General features: G+C 62.1%; 17 protein-coding genes. 9 read left to right on the forward strand and 8 right to left on the reverse strand.

The genetic code is table 11. The annotated features are described in order from the left end of the window. The first annotated feature begins 22 nt into the window (after window positions 1–22). The 3 genes from KUG85_RS01580 to recJ all read left to right on the forward strand — a co-directional run bounded on the left by KUG85_RS01580 (window position 23) and on the right by recJ (window position 4,288). Window positions 23–1,336 carry a homoserine dehydrogenase gene (locus KUG85_RS01580; RefSeq protein WP_065815119.1) on the forward strand — a complete coding sequence of 438 codons (1,314 nt, stop codon included), beginning with the start codon at window positions 23–25 and terminating at the stop codon, window positions 1,334–1,336. A gap of 140 nt (window positions 1,337–1,476) precedes the next feature. Then, a complete protein-coding gene (gene glpX / locus KUG85_RS01585) occupies window positions 1,477–2,454 on the forward strand; it encodes a class II fructose-bisphosphatase (RefSeq protein ID WP_223003920.1) in 978 nt (325 codons plus the stop codon). 52 nt (window positions 2,455–2,506) lie between these two features. Beyond that, the gene (gene recJ, locus KUG85_RS01590; protein WP_223003921.1) at window positions 2,507–4,288 is read left to right on the forward strand and encodes a single-stranded-DNA-specific exonuclease RecJ; all 1,782 of its coding nucleotides are present in this window, start codon (window positions 2,507–2,509) and stop codon (window positions 4,286–4,288) included. Between the two features lie 9 nt (window positions 4,289–4,297). Here the strand turns inward: recJ and KUG85_RS01595 are convergent, their stop codons facing one another. The 3 genes from KUG85_RS01595 to folE form a co-directional block, all read right to left on the reverse strand. After that, window positions 4,298–5,278, reverse strand: coding sequence for a patatin family protein (locus KUG85_RS01595; protein WP_223003922.1), 981 nt, complete (start codon window positions 5,276–5,278; stop codon window positions 4,298–4,300). Window positions 5,279–5,470: 192 nt separating this feature from the next. Further along, on the reverse strand, window positions 5,471–5,917 hold the full coding sequence (hisI, locus tag KUG85_RS01600) for a phosphoribosyl-AMP cyclohydrolase (protein WP_223003923.1): 447 nt from the start codon (window positions 5,915–5,917) through the stop codon (window positions 5,471–5,473). Next, on the reverse strand, window positions 5,917–6,582 hold the full coding sequence (gene folE, locus KUG85_RS01605) for a GTP cyclohydrolase I FolE (protein WP_065815123.1): 666 nt from the start codon (window positions 6,580–6,582) through the stop codon (window positions 5,917–5,919). The genes hisI and folE overlap by 1 nt, the downstream gene beginning before the upstream one ends. A gap of 242 nt (window positions 6,583–6,824) precedes the next feature. Here folE and KUG85_RS01610 point away from each other — a divergent pair, with 242 nt between their 5' ends. From KUG85_RS01610 to thrS, 3 genes are all read left to right on the forward strand, one after another. Further along, window positions 6,825–7,271 carry an iron-sulfur cluster assembly scaffold protein gene (locus KUG85_RS01610; protein ID WP_223003924.1) on the forward strand — a complete coding sequence of 149 codons (447 nt, stop codon included), beginning with the start codon at window positions 6,825–6,827 and terminating at the stop codon, window positions 7,269–7,271. Between the two features lie 4 nt (window positions 7,272–7,275). Next, window positions 7,276–7,614, forward strand: coding sequence for a membrane protein insertion efficiency factor YidD (yidD, locus tag KUG85_RS01615; protein ID WP_223003925.1), 339 nt, complete (start codon window positions 7,276–7,278; stop codon window positions 7,612–7,614). 131 nt (window positions 7,615–7,745) lie between these two features. Then, window positions 7,746–9,731, forward strand: a complete 1,986-nt coding sequence (gene thrS / locus KUG85_RS01620; protein WP_223003926.1) for a threonine--tRNA ligase — start codon at window positions 7,746–7,748, stop codon at window positions 9,729–9,731. Window positions 9,732–9,801: 70 nt separating this feature from the next. Here the strand turns inward: thrS and KUG85_RS01625 are convergent, their stop codons facing one another. Beyond that, window positions 9,802–10,710, reverse strand: coding sequence for a hypothetical protein (locus KUG85_RS01625; RefSeq protein WP_007008208.1), 909 nt, complete (start codon window positions 10,708–10,710; stop codon window positions 9,802–9,804). A gap of 208 nt (window positions 10,711–10,918) precedes the next feature. Between KUG85_RS01625 and KUG85_RS01630 the strand changes: the two genes are divergently transcribed. Together KUG85_RS01630 and KUG85_RS01635 are read left to right on the forward strand one after the other, a co-directional pair. Then, window positions 10,919–11,479, forward strand: a complete 561-nt coding sequence (locus tag KUG85_RS01630; protein WP_407673644.1) for a nitroreductase family protein — start codon at window positions 10,919–10,921, stop codon at window positions 11,477–11,479. A gap of 11 nt (window positions 11,480–11,490) precedes the next feature. Beyond that, window positions 11,491–12,099, forward strand: a complete 609-nt coding sequence (locus KUG85_RS01635; protein ID WP_223003928.1) for a flavin reductase family protein — start codon at window positions 11,491–11,493, stop codon at window positions 12,097–12,099. 8 nt (window positions 12,100–12,107) lie between these two features. Here the strand turns inward: KUG85_RS01635 and KUG85_RS01640 are convergent, their stop codons facing one another. Both KUG85_RS01640 and KUG85_RS01645 read right to left on the reverse strand, forming a co-directional pair. Further along, a complete protein-coding gene (locus tag KUG85_RS01640) occupies window positions 12,108–12,986 on the reverse strand; it encodes an HpcH/HpaI aldolase/citrate lyase family protein (protein ID WP_223003929.1) in 879 nt (292 codons plus the stop codon). After that, window positions 12,986–13,441 carry a MaoC family dehydratase gene (locus KUG85_RS01645; RefSeq protein ID WP_223003930.1) on the reverse strand — a complete coding sequence of 152 codons (456 nt, stop codon included), beginning with the start codon at window positions 13,439–13,441 and terminating at the stop codon, window positions 12,986–12,988. Before KUG85_RS01645 ends, KUG85_RS01640 begins: the two co-directional genes overlap by 1 nt. Window positions 13,442–13,586: 145 nt before the next feature. On the opposite strand from KUG85_RS01645, the gene KUG85_RS01650 reads away from it, so the two are divergent. Continuing rightward, window positions 13,587–14,732: a DUF2336 domain-containing protein gene (locus KUG85_RS01650; protein WP_223004470.1), complete on the forward strand. Its 1,146-nt coding sequence runs from the start codon at window positions 13,587–13,589 to the stop codon at window positions 14,730–14,732. 78 nt (window positions 14,733–14,810) lie between these two features. Here KUG85_RS01650 and parE read toward each other — a convergent pair whose 3' ends face one another. Continuing rightward, window positions 14,811–16,868 carry a DNA topoisomerase IV subunit B gene (gene parE / locus KUG85_RS01655; protein WP_223004471.1) on the reverse strand — a complete coding sequence of 686 codons (2,058 nt, stop codon included), beginning with the start codon at window positions 16,866–16,868 and terminating at the stop codon, window positions 14,811–14,813. Window positions 16,869–17,059: 191 nt separating this feature from the next. Continuing rightward, on the reverse strand, window positions 17,060–19,861 hold the full coding sequence (gene gcvP / locus KUG85_RS01660) for an aminomethyl-transferring glycine dehydrogenase (protein ID WP_223003931.1): 2,802 nt from the start codon (window positions 19,859–19,861) through the stop codon (window positions 17,060–17,062). Window positions 19,862–19,869: the final 8 nt, after the last annotated feature.

The raw sequence follows: 19,869 nt of genomic DNA on the forward strand, positions 1-19,869 counted from the left end.
TTGAGAAGGAGCACGCCGCATCATGGCCGAAGCGTTGCGTATTGGAATTGCGGGTTTGGGAACCGTGGGAGCTTCCGTTGTGCGCTGCATGACGGACAAGGAAGCGGAACTGACCAGGCAATGTGGACGCACGATGGCTCTGACAGCGGTTTCGGCGCGTGACCGCAACCGCGATCGCGGCATAGAGCTTGGAAATGCGCAGTGGTTTGACGATCCGGTGGAGCTGGCCAGGTCGGCCGAGATCGATGTCTTTGTCGAACTGATCGGCGGCGACAGCGGCGCGGCTTACGACGCCGTGAAGGCGGCGCTGGAGGCCGGACGCCACGTCGTCACGGCGAACAAGGCACTCCTTTCCAAACACGGTGTCGCGCTGGCGGCGATTGCTGAGGAGAAAGGCGTTCTCCTCAACTACGAGGCTGCGGTGGCGGGCGGCATTCCCGTCATCAAGACAATGCGTGAGGCGCTTGCCGGCAATGAGGTGAGCCGTGTGTTCGGCATTATGAACGGCACCGCCAACTATATCCTGACGCGGATGGAAGAAGAGGGGCTCTCCTTCGAGGACTGCCTCGCCGAGGCGCAGCATCTTGGATATGCCGAGGCTGATCCGACCTTCGACATCGAGGGGCACGACACGGCGCACAAGCTCTCCATCCTTACAAGTCTCGCTTTCGGCTGTAAGATCTCGGCTGACGACATCTATATGGAGGGCATCTCCAACATCAGCCAGGCCGACATTCGCGCGGCCAGCGAGCTCGGCTACCGTATCAAACTGCTTGGCGTTGCGGTGAAGACCGACAGCGGGATCGAACAGCGGGTTCACCCGACCATGGTTCCGACACACTCCGTTATTGCGCAGGTTCATGGCGTGACCAATGCCGTGGCCATCGAAACGGATGTGCTTGGCGAACTTCTGCTTTCGGGGCCCGGTGCCGGCGGAAATGCCACGGCATCCGCGGTTATCGGCGATATGGCTGACATTGCAAAGAGCCGCCCCGGTTTCCAGCACGGTCCCGTCTTCGGGCGTCCGGCCGCGAAGCTGAAGCCATACAAGCGCGCGCGTATGCGCTCCCACGAAGGCGGCTATTTCATCCGCATGACGGTGCATGACCGTGCCGGTGTCTTTGCCGCTATTGCCAAGCGCATGGCAGACAATGAGATTTCGCTCGAATCGATCGTCCAGCATGCCGACGGCGGTCTGCCGGACGAGCAGAAGAATGTGATTCTCGTGACCCATGAGACGACAGAGGCGGCCGTGCGCAAGGCGGTCGATGGCGTGATGAAGGACGGTCACCTGGTCGACAAGCCGCAGGTTATCCGCATCGAGCGAGCGGCCTGAAGCACAATTCGCACCTGTCACATTTATTCAATCGATTCATGTTTTTGACGGGGCGGACGGGGTCTTGCCGTGCCGCGCCGTCTTTGCCACAAGAAGCCGTCCTGCTCATGGGAAGCGGGTAAACATCAGGATCTGGATATATGTTGAAAGCCACGCAGGCGGGTCTCGACCGCATTCTCACACTGGAACTCGTTCGTGTGACAGAGCGCGCGGCGGTGGCGGCTGCGCGGCTGCGCGGGCGCGGCGACGAGAAGGCGGCGGACCAGGTGGCCGTTGATGCCATGCGCTCGGAGCTAAACCGTCTGCCTATCAAGGGCACGGTCGTCATCGGCGAGGGCGAGCGCGACGAAGCGCCCATGCTCTATATCGGCGAGGAAGTGGGCGTCGGCGAGGGGCCGGAGGTCGACATCGCGCTCGATCCGCTGGAAGGCACCACGATCTGCGCAAAAAACCTGCCCAACTCGCTGGCGGTGATCGCCATCGCAGAGCGCGGCAGCCTTCTTTATGCGCCGGACGTCTACATGGAGAAGATCGCGGTTGGACCGGGTTATCCCGACGGGGTTGTCGATCTTGACGCTCCTGCTGTGGAGAACATCGAGGCGCTGGCCAGGGCCAAGGGCGTTCCGGTCAACGAGATCACGGCGTGTATTCTCGACCGGCCCCGCCATGCGCGCCTGATCGAGGACGTGCGCGGCACGGGCGCTGCGATCCGCCTGATCGGCGACGGTGACGTGGCCGGCGTGATCCACACGACCGACCCGGATGAAACCGGTATCGACATCTATCTAGGCATTGGCGGAGCGCCAGAAGGCGCTTTGGCTGCCGCGGCATTGCGCTGCATCGGCGGCCAGATGCAGGGCCGCCTGCAGCTCAACACCGAGGAAAAGATCGCACGCGCCGCCAAGATGGGCATTTCCGACCCGAACAAGGTCTATCGCATGGACGAGATGGCCAAGGGCGACGTGCTGTTTGCGGCGACCGGTGTGACAGACGGCAATCTGCTTTCCGGTGTCAAATTCGGCCGCGACCAGATCTCCACCCACACGATCGTCATGCGCTCTTCTTCGCAGACGGTGCGCGAGATCATTGCTCGCCATCAGGATCTGGACAAGTTCTGAGGACGCCGGGAGGCGCTTGCCATTGTCCGTCCTCTGTGAAACCTAGACGGCGATGACTGGCGATAAACGATATTTCCTCGATGTCCGGAGCTCCGCGCGCGGTCTCGCCTGGGAGCACAGGCTAGACCTGCGGGGCGAGAATGCTGCGCTGGCGATGGCGCAGTCGCACGGTATTCCTGAAATCGTGGCGCGCGTGCTCGCCGGGCGCGGCGTGGATATGGATGATGCAAAGCGCTTTCTCGATCCAACCATCCGCGATCTCTTGCCCGATCCCGCAACGCTGACCGACATGGACAAGGCTGCCGAAAGGCTGGCCCACGCGGTGCGGCGCGGCGAGAAGGTAGCGATCTTTGGCGATTATGACGTCGATGGGGCTGTTTCCTCGGCCATGATGAAGCGCTTTCTTGCGCATTACGGCATCGACGCTGAAATCTATATTCCCGACCGGATTTTCGAGGGCTACGGCCCCAATCCCGATGCGATGCGCGATCTTGCGGGGCGGGCTGCTCTCATCGTGACGGTGGATTGCGGGGTCAACAGCGCCGCTGCCATCGCGGCCGCGAATGAGGCGGGCGCGGATGTGGTGGTGCTCGATCATCACCAGGTGGGGGGCGATTTGCCGGACGCGGTCGCTGTCGTGAATCCCAACCGCGAGGATGACCTTTCGGGACAGGGTTTTCTGTGTGCTGCGGGCGTCGTTTTCCTCGCGCTGGTGCAGACGGCGAAGCATCTGCGGCAGGGGGGCGTTGCCAAACCACCACCGGACCTGCTCGGGCTTCTCGATCTCGTGGCGCTCGGCACGGTGTGCGATGTGGTGCCGCTTGTGGGGGTCAACCGGGCTTTTGTGGTGAAAGGGCTTCTGGCCGCGCGCCAGATGAAGACGCCGGGGCTTGCCGCACTGGCGCGCGTGTCGCGCATCGGCGAACCGCTCAATCCCTATCATCTGGGCTTCATGATCGGACCGCGCATTAACGCCGGAGGGCGTATCGGCAATGCGGCTCTGGGCAGCAACCTGCTTGCCAGCGACGATCCGGCAGAGGCCGCGAAAATTGCCGAGACACTCGACCGGCTGAACACCGAGCGCCAGGACATGGAAACGGTGATGCTTGCGGAGGCGAAGGCCGAAGCGGATGCCGAATTGATGGCGGGTGAGGGGCCTGCCGTGCTTGTCACCGCGAGCGACCGCTGGCACCCGGGCATTGTCGGTCTGCTCGCTTCGCGCCTTAAGGATCACGCACGGCGGCCGACATTCGCGATTGCGTTCGATCCGAATGGCAAGGGAACCGGATCGGGACGCTCCATCCCGGGTTTCGACCTGGGCAAGATCGTTCGCGAAGCGGTGGCTGAAGGGCTTCTGGTGAAGGGTGGCGGGCACGCGATGGCAGCCGGCATCACAATCGAGCGCAGCAAGCTCGGGCCGCTTCGCGCGTTTTTCGAGGAACGTGCAGCGAGTGCCGTGAAGAAGCTGCGCGACGGTGAGAGCCTGAAGATCGACGCAGCACTCTCTGCCGATGGTGCCGGTTTTGCGTTGCTTGATGCGCTGGAGACGGCGGGGCCTTACGGTTCCGGCCATCCAACGCCGGTACTCGCGCTACCGCGCCACCGGCTCGCGGATGCACGTATTGTTGGCAATGGCCACATCCGCGCGGAGCTGCGTTCGCAAACTGGCGCACGCATGGAGGCCATTGCCTTTCGTGCTGCCGAGACTGATCTCGGCAATTTCCTGTTCGCCAATCGTGGCGCGACCATTCATGTGGCCGGAACGCTGGCGGTCGATCACTGGAATGGAACGAAACGCATCCAGATGCGCCTGCAGGATGCGGCAAGCGCCTGATGGAAGGGGTTACCCGAGAACGGCGATGATCCGGTCGAGCTCGGAAAGGCGTGCCTGCGTGGTCTCGTAGCCGATGGCAATGGCCTCGTCGGCGCGATGAAATTCCGTAAGGCCGATGTGGCCGAGCTTCGGCTGGAGCGACAGGTCCGGTGGGTCGCCGGCCATACGGGCACGCGAAATCCGATCCTGAATGATGTTGAAGGCTTCCACCATCACGCCGGTAATACCAAGCCGATGGTTGCGCTCGTGCGGGCCCCTGTCGACCACAAGCGGTGCTTTCTCGCCCTCTTCGGTTTCCTTGGGCATGTCGGCAGCGTGCTTGATGACCGCCGCGCGCCCGAAGAGGTCGTAGTGAAGATTGACGGCCATGACGAGTGGCTGCTCGTAGGAGCGGCAGGCGGAAACGGGAACTGGATTGACGAGCGCTCCGTCAACCAGCACGCGGCCGTTGCAGGTGACGGGCTCGAATACACCTGGTAAAGCATAGGATGCGCGCATGGCCGTGATCAGTGACCCGCTCGACAACCAGATTTCGTGACCGGTGCGGATTTCCGCCGCCACACAGACGAAGGGTTTTGACAGATCGTCGAACGTGACGCCGCGCAAATGCTCTTCCATGCGCGCCGTCAGCTTCATGCCGCCAAACAGGCCGCTGCCGCCGAAGTTGATGTCGAGAAGACCGAAAATGCGGCGTTTGGTCAGGGAGCGGGCGAATTCTTCCAGTTCGTCCAGTTTGCCTGCCAGATAACAGCCGCCGACAAGCGCACCAATTGACGTCCCGGCGATCATTCCGATGGGAATCTTGGCTTCTTCAAGGGCACGCAGAACACCAATGTGGGCCCAGCCGCGCGCCGCGCCCCCGCCCAGTGCGAGCGCTATTCCATTGCGGGGATTTGGTGCCGGAACCGGATCGACCGCAGGCGGCGCCGGCGAAACCACATCGACCTGCCGGTTTTCCTGTTTTCTGCGTAGAGATGCCCAATCGAGCATGATCATCTCCTCGTCCCCATGGCATCATGCCCGGGAACTGTATCAAATTGGTGAATATGCGTCGCTTTGGCGAACCGAACGGTTCAACGCTGCCTCACCCGGGAACGCGGGGATACCCCAACCCTTTAGATGTGCGTTCCCAAAGAGAAAGTCTATGCTACAGATGTTCAAGAAATCGAGACCGACTTTTGGTCAAGCATGTCCGTCTTTGTGACCCAGAGGCTTCATGCCAAGGTCGATGAGAACTGCTTTGCCGTCACGAATGCTTACATTTCGGTAGAAACAGGAGCGGCGGCCGGTGTGGCAGGTCGCACCACCGCCGGCGACCTTCACGCTCAGATGCACAGCGTCCTGATCGCAATCCGTCGCGATGGAGACAATGTGCTGGACGTTTCCGGAGGTCTCGCCCTTTTTCCAGAGCTTTGCGCGCGAACGCGACCAGTAATGGGCAATGCCGGTCTCCAGCGTCATGGACAGTGCCTCGGCATTCATATGGGCAACCATCAGGAGCGCATTCGTTTCGGCATCTGTCACCACCGCCGTGAGAAGGCCATTGGCATCAAAGCGCGGTGAAAAAGTCGCGCCTTCTTCAAGCGCGGCCTTGTCGGACGGGGCCGGGGGAAAGATCAATGTCGACATCAGCCGTGCTTGTCGCGCAACATGGTCATGAAGCGCGCCTGTTCTTGAAGATCTTCCCGGTAGACGCCCGTGAACGTCGTGGTGAGGGTTACGGAACCCTGCTTGCGGATGCCGCGCATGGCCATGCACATGTGCTCGGCCTCCACCAGCACGGCGACACCGCGCGGTTTGAGCACGTCCTGGATGACATGGGCGATTTGTGCCGTCATGGCTTCCTGCGTCTGCAGGCGGCGGGCGAAAATGTCCACCACGCGGGCGATCTTGGACAGACCGACCACTTTTCCATCCGGTAAATAGGCCACATGCGCCTTGCCGATGATCGGCACCATATGGTGTTCGCAGTGGGAGTGGAACGAGATGTCCTTGATGAGGACCATGTCGTTGTAGCCCTGCACTTCCTCAAAGGTACGGCCGAGTTCCTCGGCGGGGCACTGGTCGTAACCGGAAAACATTTCGCGATAGGCCTTGGCGACACGCTGGGGGGTCTCGATAAGGCCTTCGCGGGCAATATCGTCGCCGGTCCAGCGCAGAAGGGTGCGCACGGCGTTCTCCACCTCTTCCTGGGATGGGCGGTCGGTAACTGGCTTATCCATATAGGATTTTTTCTCCGCGATTTTCTCACCCTTCTCAGTGTGAGGCGGAAAGTTCTTGATAACAGCGTCCATAGAAGGCGTCTCCCGTAGTCCCTGTCTCGGCAGGGACGAGTTGAACGGTTCACGGCCTTATCCAGCGGGTAATGGAGAAAAATCTCAGCCCGGCCCGACAGTGGCGTGCACGAAACCGGAACCCGCAAGCGCATCATGCCTTGTCGCGGGCCCACGGCGATCATTATATAAGTGCCCTGGAGCAGAAGGGAAGGTGTCGAAGCGACATTGATGTGTTTCGGCTGCGGCAGAACGGAAATTCTATGCTTGACGATGTCTATAACGCAAAAATTCTTGGCTTTGCCGGCAATATTCAGCGGATCGGACGGCTGGACGCGCCGGATGCCACGGCAAAGGCGCATTCCAAACTCTGTGGCTCGACTGTCGTGGTCGATCTCAGAATGGAGGGCGATACGGTTATTGATTTCGCGCATGAGGTGAAAGCCTGTGCTCTGGGGCAGGCATCGTCTTCCATCATGGCTGCTCATGTTGTCGGCGCCAAGTCTGGTGAGCTGCGGCGGGTCCGGGAGCAGATGTACGCCATGCTCAAGGAAGAGGGTGCACCGCCGAACGGGCGTTTCGATGATCTGAAATATCTGGAGCCGGTGCGTGGCTACAAGGCACGTCACGCTTCCACGCTGCTGACTTTCGATGCGGTTGTGGATGCGATCGACCAGATTGAGAAGGCGCGTGCGGGCGCAGCCGCCTGACGCCATGGTTCACCCAGTGCGGAGCCGAAACTGGCAGGGCCCCTGGCCGAAGACGCCTGGCCGCCTGCTGGGGACCGCAATGATCCGGCTCTACCAACTCACGCTCTCCGGCTTTATCGGTAATTCCTGCCGGCATTTCCCCACCTGTTCGGAATACGCCTATGAGGCGATTGCCCGGCATGGGCTGTGGCCCGGTGGCTGGATGGGGCTTTTTCGCCTGATACGCTGTGGGCCGGGCGGCACGCATGGGGTCGATCCGGTGCCGGATGTGCTGGAGCCCGACCTGAAATGGTGGGCGCCATGGCGTTACTGGCGCGTGGCGAGGCAGAAGGCCGATCATTGATCTAACGGTCGCACCTGTGTGAATCCGGTTTGCCCTTTACCTTCACCGGCGAAACGCTTATCCCGAGCCCGCAAACCCAAAATGCCCAAACCACCCGCGCTCGTTGGCGGGACTGGATAAGGAGAAGACTGATGGCCGAGGCCGTTTCCCTAAAATTTCCCGATGGCTCCGTTCGTGAATATGACGCGGCGACGACCGGCGCTGACATTGCTGCCGGCATCTCCAAGTCGCTGGCAAAGAAGTCTGTCGCCTATGCGCTCGATGGCACGGTGCGCGACCTTTCCGAGCCCGTCGGCACGTCCGGCGAACTTGAGATCATCACCCGCGACGACCCGCGTGCGCTGGAGCTTATCCGGCACGATGCCGCGCATGTGCTCGCCGAAGCCGTGCAGGAGTTGTGGCCCGGCACCCAGGTCACCATCGGCCCGGTGATCGAAAACGGCTTCTACTACGATTTCGCCCGCAATGAGCCTTTCACGCCCGAGGACCTGCCGGTCATCGAGAAGAAGATGGCGGAGATCATTGCGCGCAACAAGCCTTTCACCAAGGAAGTCTGGTCGCGTGACAAGGCCAAGAAAGTGTTCGCCGAAAAAGGCGAGAGCTACAAGGTCGAGTTGATCGACGCGATCCCCGAGGACCAGGACGTCAAGATCTACGCGCAGGGCGACTGGTTCGACCTCTGCCGGGGACCGCACATGGTCTCGACCGGTCAGATCGGCAAGGCTTTCAAGCTGATGAAGGTGGCCGGCGCCTACTGGCGCGGCGACGCCAACAATCCGATGCTGACCCGCATCTACGGTACGGCCTGGCAGACGCAGGAAGAGCTCGACCAGTATCTCCACATGCTGGAAGAGGCCGAAAAGCGGGACCACCGTCGCCTTGGCCGCGAAATGGACCTGTTCCATTTCCAGGAGGAGGGGCCGGGCGTCGTGTTCTGGCATTCCAAGGGCTGGCGCATGTTCCAGAGCCTTGTGAGCTACATGCGCCGCAGGCTTGCGACCGATGGCTATGATGAGGTGAATGCGCCGCAGGTACTCGACAAGAGCCTGTGGGAGACCTCCGGCCACTGGGGCTGGTACAAGGAGAACATGTTTAAGGTGGAATGCGCGGACGACGAGGCGGAAGACACCCGCACCTTCGCGCTGAAGCCGATGAACTGTCCCGGTCACGTGCAGATCTTCAAGCACGGCCTGAAGTCCTACCGCGATCTGCCTATCCGGATGGCCGAGTTCGGCAATGTGCATCGCTACGAGCCTTCGGGCGCGCTGCACGGCCTGATGCGCGTGCGCGGCTTCACGCAGGACGATGCGCACATCTTCTGCACGGAAGACCAGCTTGCAGCCGAATGCCTGAAGATCAACGATCTGATCCTCTCCACCTATGCCGATTTCGGCTTTGAGGAGATCACCGTTTTCTTCTCCACGCGCCCTGAAAAGCGCGTTGGGTCGGATGCGCTGTGGGATCACGCCGAGGAGATCATGGCTGGCGTTCTCAAGAAGATCGCTGCATCCGACAGCCGCATCAAGACCGCGATCAATCCGGGTGACGGCGCGTTCTACGGGCCGAAGTTCGATTATGTTCTGAGGGACGCGATCGGTCGCGAATGGCAGTGCGGCACGACGCAGATCGACTTCAACCTGCCGGAGCGTTTCGGTGCGTTCTACATCGATCAGGATTCGGAGAAGAAGCAGCCGGTCATGGTGCACCGGGCCATCTGCGGCTCTATGGAACGCTTCCTTGGCATTCTGATCGAGAATTTCGCCGGTCACTTCCCGCTCTGGTTCGCGCCGGTGCAGGTGGTGGTGGCGACCATCACGTCCGATGCCGACGCGTATGCGCTGAAAGTGACGGAGGCGCTGAAGGAGGCCGGACTTCTGGCCGAGGCGGATCTGCGCAACGAGAAGATCAACTACAAGGTCCGCGAGCACTCGCTGGCCAAGGTTCCGGTCATCCTCGTCTGCGGCAAGCGCGAAGCGGAAGAAGGCACGGTCAATATTCGCCGGCTGGGCAGCCGCGATCAGGCGTCCATGTCGCTGGCCGATGTGACCGCAATGCTGGCCGACGAGGCAACGCCGCCTGACCTGAAGCGCAGGGCCGCAAGGGCGGCTGCCGCTTAAGGCTTTTCAGGACTTCACCAAATGGAAAGAAGCCGTGCTTTTGCGCGGCTTTTTTCATTTGAGGGGGGAATCAGTCGGGAAACTGGTTTCGCGTGTCGAGCAGGTCCGTCGGAAGCAATTCCACGTCCTGATTGCGGCCGGGCACGACCGAAAAGTCGCGCTGGTAGATGCGGTCGCGGTTCTTGGCGACAATGGTGTAGTCGCCTTCAGCGAGCACCATTGAGGCATAGGCGCTGACCGTCTCGTAGACGATTTCGCCGGTGTCGGTGAGTACGGACCACGCAGTGTCGGCGATGGCTTCGCCGCCGCGCTCACGGACAAGCTTCATGGTAAGGTCGGCAGCGCGGTGTTCGACCGTTGCCTCAGTCAGCTTTCCGGCCTCGACACGGATATCGGAGCGGATGACGGCGTTCATCGCTCCATATTTCGCCACGACATGGTAGGTGCCGGCATTGAGGCGCACGATGCTGCCCGGCTCGACATTGGGCAATATCAGGGTTCCATCGCCGATATTGTCTTCGCTCGCCTCGTAGATCGAGAAGCGGAGCTGGTTCTGCGGAATTCGCACGCCGCCGGGCAGGATCGCGTTCAGCTTGAGCCCGCCCGCATCGAGAAAGAGATCCTCGCGCACCGGCTCACGACCGACGGTGATGCGCTTGGTGACGCCAGCGCGACCGTAGGCCGCGTGGACGAGGTAACTGCCCGGTGCAAGCTCGAACACACCGTTACCGCCGCGCGCTGTGGCAACGAGCGGGAGTTTTTCGTCGGCGCCCGGCTGTGTTCCAAAAATGCGCCAGACAAGACCGTTCGGGATTTCCTCGCCGCCTTCGTTCAAATGAGCAACGAGCGTGACCTCGCCGGTATCGGCAATGGCCAGTGCATCGTCCACCGAGGCAGGAGCGTAATTGTTGAGGCCCGGCAGGCGCAGACCATCGACTGCCACTGCCGCATCATCCTGTGCATGGGCGGGAACCGCCATCCCGAATGAGGCACACAGGGCGAGAATGGAAAGTGTCGTTCTTAAAGGACTGCGCATGTCCGACATGAAGCCCAAGGCGGTGGCAATTTCAAGGCGTTTGTGCGATCTGGTTTCCACGAGCCGCCAGCTTGTGCAAACCGTCCTGGCTGTTTCAGGCCATGCATATCCCACAGGAGACAGACAATTGCACCCATCCGTGCTTGATTTCATGCTCGCGCGCCGCTCTACGCCGGTGAAGGATCTTGCGGAACCGGCACCGACCGATAAGGAAATCGAGACCATGTTGACGGTGGCCTCGCGCGTGCCCGATCATGGCCGGCTGACGCCATGGCGCTTCATTCTTTATCGTGGCGATGTGCGCAGGCAGATTGGCGAGGCGCTGGCCGCACGCGCCATCGAGCGCGAGGGTGCGTTGCCGGAGCCGCGGATCGAGCAGGAGCGGACGCGGTTTTCGCGTGCGCCTCTGGTCATCGGCGTGGTCTGCGTGCCGAAGGAGAGCCCGACCATTCCCGAATGGGAGATGTTTCTGTCCGGCGGCATGGCTGCGATGAACCTGATGATTGCCGCAAATGCGCTGGGCTACGGCACGAATCTCATCACCAACTGGTATTCGGACGATGCCGAAGGCCGCCGCATTCTGGGACTTGCACCGCGCGAACGGGTGGTCGGGTTCGTGCATATCGGTTCCTATGATGTGGAGCTTCTGGAGCGCCCGCGTCCCGAGCTCAAGACCATCGTTTCCGACTATGCCGGGCCATGGGAGGCGTGAGGGGAGGCGTGATGTTTTACGAACCGTCCAAGGGGCATGGCCTGCCGCACGATCCATTCAAGGCCATAGTGTCGCCGCGCCCGATCGGGTGGATTTCCACACTGTCGAAGGAGGGGGAGGCCAATCTGGCACCCTATTCCTTTTTCAATGCGATTTCGTCCAATCCGCATCTGGTGTTTTTTTCCTCGGAAGGGGCGAAGGACAGCGCCACGCATGCAGAAGAGACCGGCGAGTTTGTCGTGAATCTTGCCAGTCATCATCTGGCGGAGCAGCTGAATGCCAGTTCCGTCGATGCGCCGCGCGGTGTCAGCGAGTTCGCCTATGCGGGGCTCACGGAAGCACCCTCGCTGCTTGTGAAACCGCCACGTGTTGCCGAATGCCATGCGGCGCTCGAATGCAGGGTGACCGAGGTACGATGCCCCCTGGGGCTCGACGGTTCGCCGGCAGGCGTGATTGTCGTTACCGGGGAGGTGGTGGGCGTCCATATCAGCGAGGCGGTGCTGAAAGACGGGCTGTTCGATGCGGTGGCAGCCGGCAATATGGCACGCTTGGGGTATCGCGACTATTCGACTGTGACCGAGGTCTTTCAGATGACGCGCCCGCAGTGGAAGGACGGTTAATGTCTTTGTCAGGCCGATGATGCCTCAGCCGCGCGTGCGAGAACGCGTTCGGCAAGGGCGAGGTGCGGGCGGTCATACATCCGCCCGCCGATGTTGACCACGCCGGCATTGCCGGCGGCTGAAAAGGCTTCCACCACGGCGCGGGCCTTTGCCACCTCTTCATCCGAGGGCGTGAAGATGGTATTGATCGGTTCGACCTGCGCAGGGTGAATGGCCATTTTGGCAACGAAACCGTCACGGGCAGCCAGTTGGCAATCCCTTGTGAACGCCTCTGTATCCGAAAAGTTCGGGAACACGGTGTCGATCGCTGGAACGCCTGCCGCCGTAGCCGCCAGAAGCGTCATGTTGCGGGCGAGCTGGAAGAGCGGCGTATAGCTTCCGTCTTCATGGCGCGCAGCAAGCGCGCCGATATGGGCCGACAGGTCTTCCGCGCCCCAGGTCAGCCCGGCCAGCCGGTCGCTGGAACCCCGGTAGCTGGCGGCGTTGAGAACGCCCAGCGCCGTTTCCGTGATAATCGGCAGGATGCGCGTGCGGCCGTCTTCGATCCCGTTTTCTGCTTCGTGAACACGCAGCGCCGCTGCGAGACGCGCGACGTCATTCCCGCCTTCGGCCTTGGGGAGCATGATGCCATCCGGCCGGGCCTTCATGACGACAGCCAGATCGTCTTCGGTCAATCCGGTCGCAAGGTCGTTCACCCTAACGTAAAGCTGAGCATTCGTGCGCGAGCGCGCCGACTGAAGGAAGACCGCGGCGATGCGCCGCCCCTCTGCCTTGCTGTCGAGGCTGACCGAATCTTCAAGGTCGGCGATCAGGACATCGCTCTGCGAACTGATGGCCTTTTCGAGCTTGCGTTCAGAATCACCGGGCACGAAGAGCAGTGAGCGCATCAGGCATCTCTCTTTTTGAGGATCATCGCCTGGCGCAGGCAGCGGGCCACCAGCGTGTCATCCTGATTGTAGGCGCGGTGCTCGAATTCCACGATGCCGCGATCGGGCCGGGATTTCGATTCGCGCACGGATTTCACCTCTGTCTCCACGCGGATGGTGTCGCCATGGAACACCGGGTGGGGAAAGCTGGTTTCGGTCATTCCAAGATTGGCCACTGTTGTGCCGAGTGTGGTGTCGTGGACGGAAATGCCGATCATCAGGCCGAGGGTGAAGAGCGAGTTGACCAGCGGCTTGCCCCATTCGGTCTTCTCGGCAAAGGCGAAATCGATGTGCAGTGGCTGGGGGTTCAGCGTCATGGTCGAAAACAGCATGTTGTCGCTTTCGGTGACGCTTTTGCGCAGCGTGTGCTGAAACACCTGTCCCGGCTGGAACTCCTGAAGATAAAGGCCGGCCATTCCGCTCCTCCCGTCCTGCTCCGAAACGATCTTCAGCTTCTTGATAGGCGGGCCGGCCGCACCCTGCAAGCGGGCACTTATGGTAAACGTTTCCTATACGAATTCGCGCTAGGTTCGGTTCAGACAGGGCGGGAGTGTGACTTCGGTGCAGGTGGTTCAGCATTTTCTCAAGTGGACGCAGACGGCAAAAGTGGCTGAACGCGCGGGCGCGGCGGCAGCTCTTGCCAGAGCCTATCTCGACGGAGAGCTTCCGTTCGAGGATCGCTACGCCGCCGAGGCGGCGCTGACAGCCCTGCTTGACGATCCTTCTTCAAAAGTGCGGTCTGCGCTGGCGGAGGCACTCTCCATGAGCCGACACGCGCCGGTGCAGGTGGTGGCGGCCCTGGCGGCGGATCAGCCGGATGTTGCAGCCCCGATCCTGGCCCGCTCGCCGGTCTTGTCCGACCCTGACCTGATCGACCGGGTGGCTGACGGGCGCGGGGGGACGCAACACCTTATAGCGCGACGTCCCCAATTGAGCATGAGTGTCTCGGCGGCCATCGCCGAGGTTGGATCGCTCGAGGCTTGCCTGGCATTGGCCGAAAACCCGAGCGCAGACATTGCAGCCGTGAGCTTCCGCCGCATGATCGAGCGCCATGGGAGCAATGCACCTTTGCGCGAGGCGTTGGCTGCCGACCCCCGTCTTCCCTCCGATTGCCGCCATGTGCTTTTGACGCAGCTCGGAGAAGCCCTGCGCGACGCGCCGCTCGTGCGGGCGCTGGTGGGGGCGGCACGGGCGGAAAAGCTGACGCGGGACGCATGTATCCGTGCTTCGCTTACGTTGATCGAGACCATCGATCCGGAAGAACACGGAGCAATGGTTGAGCATCTGCGCATTCGCGGAGACCTGACAACGAGTTTCATCGTCAGGCTGGTGGCGCATGGAAAGATCGATTTCTTCGGTCATGTTCTCATGACCCTGACAGGGCAGCCTTTGGCCCGGATCAGCGGGCTTCTGGTGAATGGCCGCGACCTGGCGATGGCTGCGCTGCTGCAGAAGGCCGGGCTTGCAAAGCCCGTTCACCGGCCCGTCATCCGGGCTCTGTCCGTCTGGCGCGAAGTGGCGCAGGGAAAGCGCCTGGCGGGCGCACAGGAAGTCTCATGGCTGATGCTGGAGAGCATCGGTGCAACGCCCGGGCAGTCGGGCCCGGTACAGGATGCTGCTGAACTGGCCGGCCTTCTGAGGTCCATCCATCTCGACGCGCTGCGTGAAAACGCCCGCGTGCAGGCGCAGGCTATCGCCGCTGCCTGAACCCGGAACAACGATCTAAACTATTGATGGAGAATCGGAGTAGCCCGAAAACCGGATTCCACTTTTCGGGCCGATGCTCTAGATGTCCAGTTCTTCGGCGAACTCTGCATTCTCCTGAATAAAGCGGAAGCGTGCTTCGGGTTTCGTTCCCATCAGGGAATCGATGGTGCTCTTCGTCGCTTCCTGACCGTCCAGAACCGTAACGCGCAGCAATGTACGCTTGGCCGGGTCCATGGTCGTTTCCTTGAGCTGGCTCGCCATCATCTCGCCAAGGCCCTTGAACCGGCCGATCTCGACCTTGCCGCGACCGGTGAACTCGGTTTCCAGAAGCTCGTCCTTATGCGCATCGTCGCGCGCATACATGGTCTTGCCGCCCTGGCTGATGCGGTAGAGCGGGGGCACGGCCATGTAGAGATGCCCGTTTTCGATGAGCTGCGGCATCTCCTGATAGAAGAAGGTAATCAGCAGGGAGGCGATGTGCGCGCCGTCGACATCGGCGTCCGTCATGATGATGACGCGGTCGTAGCGAAGGTCGTCTTCGCGGTATTTCGAGCGCGTGCCGCAGCCGAGTGCCTGGGTGATGTCGGAGATCTGCTGGTTGGCGGCCAGTTTTCCGGTGCCGGCGCTGGCGACGTTCAGGATCTTGCCGCGCAGCGGCAGAACGGCCTGGCTGGCGCGGTTGCGTGCCTGTTTGGCGGAGCCGCCAGCCGAGTCACCCTCGACGATGAAGATTTCGGCACCCGCTGCCGCACCCATGGTGCAGTCGGCGAGCTTTCCCGGCAGGCGCAGCTTGCGCACGGCGCTCTTGCGGCTGACCTCGCGCTCCTGACGGCGGCGCAGGCGCTCGTCGGCGCGGGCCACCACCCAGTCGAGCAGCTTGGAGGCTTCCTGCGGGTTTTCCGCCAGCCAGTGATCGAAGGGATCGCGCACGGCGTTTTCGACTATGCGCATGGCAGCCGCGGTTGCCAGCTTGTCCTTGGTCTGGCCGACGAATTCCGGCTCGCGCACGAAGACGGAGAGCATGCCGGCTGCCGAAATCATCACGTCTTCCGAAGTGATGATGGAGGCCCGCTTGTTGCCGGTGAGTTCGGCATAGCCGCGCAGACCACGCAGAAGCGCATTGCGGAAACCGGTCTCGTGCGTTCCGCCCTCCGGCGTGGGCACGGTGTTACAGTAGGAATTGAGCATGGCGTCGCCGCCATACCAGGTGATCGCCCATTCCACCGCGCCATGGCCGGAGCTCTTTTCGCTGCGGCCGGAAAACACCTCCTTGGTGACCTGAAACTGGCCGTCCAGCGAGGCGTTCAGATAGTCCTTGAGACCGCCTGGGAAGTGGAAGGTCGCCTTTTCCGGCGTTTCGTCCTTCTCGCCGATAAGCTCAGGCGCGCAAACCCAGCGTATCTCGACACCGCCAAAGAGATAGGCTTTGGACCGCGCCATGCGGTAGAGCCGCGCCGGTTCGAATTTGGCGCCCTTGCCGAAGATTTGCTCATCCGGCTTGAACCGCACCTTTGTGCCGCGCCGGTTGTGAACGTCGCCGAGCTTTTCAAGCCCGCCCTGCGGCAGGCCGCGCGAAAAGGTCTGGCGGAAGAGCTGGCGATTGCGCGCGACCTCGACTTCAAGAATTTCGGAGAGCGCGTTCACCACCGAGACACCGACGCCGTGCAGGCCGCCGGAGGTCTCGTAGACCTTGGAATCGAATTTTCCGCCGGCGTGCAGCGTTGTCATGATGACTTCGAGAGCCGATTTGTCCTTGAACTTCGGGTGCGGGTCGACCGGTATGCCGCGGCCATTGTCGGTGACGGCGAGATGGCCTTCCGCGTCCAGTTCCACTTCAATGAAGGTGGCGTGACCGGCCACCGCCTCGTCCATGGAGTTGTCGATGACTTCGGCGAAGAGGTGGTGCAGCGCCTTGTCGTCGGTGCCACCGATATACATGCCGGGACGCCGGCGGACAGGCTCCAGACCTTCGAGGACCTCAATATCGGCCGCGCTGTACCCATCGCCGGAAGCAGCAGGCGAAGGAGACGGCGCGGGGCGCGCAGCGGGCTTGTGCTCGGGGGCTGCCGGCTCCGGTGCTTTCGCACGTTCCACATTGGCGGTCATTCCGGCGAAGAGGTCGTTGTTGTCGTCCATGAAGCGTGTGGTGTCCTGTCCGCGAATCACATCGCAGTTTGCCATGGATTCCAAGGCAAAGCGAAGCCTGTTCCGGTTCCGTTCGGAGTGTGTGGACGACGCTTTACCAGAAAGCGCAGGCCGCAGCCAAGAGGTGCGGCAAAAATGGGCGATCATCTCCCCAGATGGGGAGACGATCCGTTTCGTGCTGGTCAGCTCGCCAATGCCTCGATGGGCGGGCAGGCGCAGACCAGATTGCGGTCGCCGCTGACATTATCGACGCGCGAGACCGGCGGCCAGTATTTGGATGCGGACGCCAGCGAACCTTCGGGGAAGGCGGCTTCGCTGCGGCTATAGGGATGCTTCCATTCGTCTCCCATCAGCTCCATCGCGGTGTGCGGTGCGTTGGTCAACGGATTGTCGTCCTTTGGCCATTCGCCCTTTTCCACCTTCGAGGCTTCCCTGGCGATAGAGATCATCGCCTGACAGAAGCGGTCGACCTCGCTTTTCGGCTCGGATTCCGTCGGCTCCACCATCAGCGTACCCGCGACGGGGAAGCTCATGGTCGGGGCATGGAAGCCGTAGTCGATGAGCCGCTTGGCGATGTCGTCGACGGTGATGCCGGCGCGATCCTTGAAGACCCGCGTGTCGAGAATGCACTCATGCGCGACACGGTCGTTGCGGCCCTTGTAGAGCACAGGGTAATGCTCTTTCAGGCTGTGGGCGATGTAATTGGCGTTGAGGATCGCCATTTCTGTCGCGCGCTTGAGGCCGTCGCCGCCCATCATGCGGATATACATCCATGTGATCGGCAGGATCGACGCGCTGCCATAGGGGGCTGCCGCCACCGCATGGCTGCTGCCGAGCGCCACATGTCCCGGCACAAACGGCTTCAGATGCGCCTTGACGCCGATCGGTCCGACGCCGGGACCGCCGCCGCCATGGGGAATGCAGAAGGTCTTGTGCAGGTTCAGGTGGCAGACATCCGCTCCCAGATCGCCCGGACGGGCAAGCCCGACCATGGCGTTGAGGTTGGCGCCGTCGAAATAGACCTGGCCGCCATGCTCGTGGATCACCGCGCACATGTCGCGCACGCCTTCCTCGAACACACCGTGGGTCGACGGGTAGGTCAGCATGAGCGCCGCCAGCCTGTCGGCGTGCTCTTCCGCCTTCGCCTTCAGGTCGTCTTGATCGATATTGCCATCGTCCGTGCAGCGGACCACCACCACCCGCATGCCGGCCATGGAGGCGGACGCCGGGTTGGTGCCGTGGGCGGAGGAGGGGATGAGGCAGATGTCGCGATCGGCCTCGCCGCGCTCGGCGTGATAGCGGCGGATCGCCAGAAGACCGGCATATTCGCCCTGGCTGCCGGCATTGGGTTGCAGCGAGACCGCATCGAAGCCGGTGATCTCCGAAAGCCAGCGATCAAGATCGTCGATCATGCGACGATAGCCCGCCGTGTGCTCCGGCGGCGCGAACGGGTGAAGACCGCCCACTTCCGGCCAGCTCACGGGCATCATCTCGGCGGCGGCGTTGAGCTTCATGGTGCAGGAGCCGAGCGGGATCATGGCGCGGTCGAGCGCAAGATCCTTGTCGGCGAGCCTGCGCAGGAAGCGCATCATCTCTGTTTCCGAGCGGTGCGAATGGAAATCCGGCTGGGTGAGGAAGCCTTCGCCGCGTGCTGCAGCGGGGGCAAGCCGGGGCGCCGTTTCCGGCAGCGTTGCGCCGAACAGGGTCGCAAGGGCCGCGAGATCGTCCTCGTCCGTGGTTTCATCCACGTTGATGCCGATCCGGTCGGCGTCAATGACACGCAGGAGCCGCCCGTCGGCCTCTGCTTTTCTGGCGATCTCTTCTGCCTTGCCCGGAACGGTGGCGGTGACCGTATCGAAGATCACGTCGCCCGCAAGTTTTACGCCTGCGGCCTTCAGTGCGGCATGCAGACGCACAGCGCGCCCGTGAACCGTTTCGGCGATTGCCGCGAGCCCTTCCGGGCCGTGCCAGATGGCGAAGGCAGCGGCCATATTCGCAAGCAGCGCCTGTGCGGTGCAGATGTTGGAGGTCGCCTTGTCGCGGCGAATGTGTTGCTCACGGGTCTGCAGCGCCAGACGGTAGCCCGGACGGCCATGCGCATCGACCGACTGGCCGACGAGACGGCCGGGCATGAGGCGCGTCAGCTTGTCCGATACGGCGCAATAGGCCGCGTGCGGACCGCCAAAGCCCATCGGCACGCCAAAACGCTGCATCGAACCAACGGCGATGTCCGCGCCGAGCGCTGCCGGCGTTTCGCTCAAAAGCAGGCCGAGCGGGTCGGCGACCATGATGACGATGGCACCCTTGTCCTTCGCTTTGGCGATGAGGGCGCTGTGGTCACCATAGATGCCATAGGTGTCGGCCCACGGGACGATGAGGGCAAAGGTGTCATCGTCGATCGTGTCGCCATCGACCTCGATGCCAAGCGGCTCGGCACGGGTGACAACCACATCGCGCGTCTGCGGATGGAGGTCACCGGCAAATGCCAGCCTGTTGCGCCTGGAACGGTGGTGCCGCCAGGCGATGCCCACAGCTTCGGCGACGGCCGAGCCTTCGTCCAGCAGCGACGCGGAGGCAACCGGCAGGCCGGTCAGTTCCGTCACCAGTGTCTGGAAATGGAACAGGAGTTCCAGGCGGCCCTGGCTGATCTCCGACTGGTATGGCGTGTAGGCCGTATACCAGGCCGGGTTTTCAAACAGGTTGCGCTGGATGACCGGCGGCACCTTCACGCCATGATAGCCGGTGCCGATGAAGCTTTTCAGCACCCTGTTCTGGCGCATGGCGGCGCCAAGCTCGGCAAGCGCCTCGGATTCGCTGGCGGCCGGCGGCAACTCGAGCGGACGTCCGAGACGAATGGAATTCGGGACCGCCTGCGTGATCAGTGTTTCGAGCGAGGGAACGCCAAGGGCCGCCAGCATGGCCTTGGTTTCTTCCCCACGCGGGCCGATATGGCGGGCGGCAAAAGGAACGTTGTTCTGGGGCATAATGTTTC

It is taken from the genome of Nitratireductor rhodophyticola (assembly GCF_019891355.1).
Lineage (GTDB): Bacteria > Pseudomonadota > Alphaproteobacteria > Rhizobiales > Rhizobiaceae > Nitratireductor > Nitratireductor rhodophyticola.

Bases quoted from the DNA above. Each gene is read 5' to 3' on its own strand.
- KUG85_RS01580 (WP_065815119.1), top strand. From the start codon at position 23: ATGGCCGAAGCGTTGCGTATTGGAATTGCGGGTTTGGGAACCGTGGGA.
- glpX (WP_223003920.1), top strand. From the start codon at position 1,477: ATGTTGAAAGCCACGCAGGCGGGTCTCGACCGCATTCTCACACTGGAA.
- recJ (WP_223003921.1), top strand. From the start codon at position 2,507: ATGACTGGCGATAAACGATATTTCCTCGATGTCCGGAGCTCCGCGCGC.
- KUG85_RS01595 (WP_223003922.1), bottom strand. From the start codon at position 5,278: ATGCTCGATTGGGCATCTCTACGCAGAAAACAGGAAAACCGGCAGGTC.
- hisI (WP_223003923.1), bottom strand. From the start codon at position 5,917: ATGTCGACATTGATCTTTCCCCCGGCCCCGTCCGACAAGGCCGCGCTT.
- folE (WP_065815123.1), bottom strand. From the start codon at position 6,582: ATGGACGCTGTTATCAAGAACTTTCCGCCTCACACTGAGAAGGGTGAG.
- KUG85_RS01610 (WP_223003924.1), top strand. From the start codon at position 6,825: ATGCTTGACGATGTCTATAACGCAAAAATTCTTGGCTTTGCCGGCAAT.
- yidD (WP_223003925.1), top strand. From the start codon at position 7,276: ATGGTTCACCCAGTGCGGAGCCGAAACTGGCAGGGCCCCTGGCCGAAG.
- thrS (WP_223003926.1), top strand. From the start codon at position 7,746: ATGGCCGAGGCCGTTTCCCTAAAATTTCCCGATGGCTCCGTTCGTGAA.
- KUG85_RS01625 (WP_007008208.1), bottom strand. From the start codon at position 10,710: ATGGCGGTTCCCGCCCATGCACAGGATGATGCGGCAGTGGCAGTCGAT.
- KUG85_RS01630 (WP_407673644.1), top strand. From the start codon at position 10,919: ATGCTCGCGCGCCGCTCTACGCCGGTGAAGGATCTTGCGGAACCGGCA.
- KUG85_RS01635 (WP_223003928.1), top strand. From the start codon at position 11,491: ATGTTTTACGAACCGTCCAAGGGGCATGGCCTGCCGCACGATCCATTC.
- KUG85_RS01640 (WP_223003929.1), bottom strand. From the start codon at position 12,986: ATGCGCTCACTGCTCTTCGTGCCCGGTGATTCTGAACGCAAGCTCGAA.
- KUG85_RS01645 (WP_223003930.1), bottom strand. From the start codon at position 13,441: ATGGCCGGCCTTTATCTTCAGGAGTTCCAGCCGGGACAGGTGTTTCAG.
- parE (WP_223004471.1), bottom strand. From the start codon at position 16,868: ATGGACGACAACAACGACCTCTTCGCCGGAATGACCGCCAATGTGGAA.
- gcvP (WP_223003931.1), bottom strand. From the start codon at position 19,861: ATGCCCCAGAACAACGTTCCTTTTGCCGCCCGCCATATCGGCCCGCGT.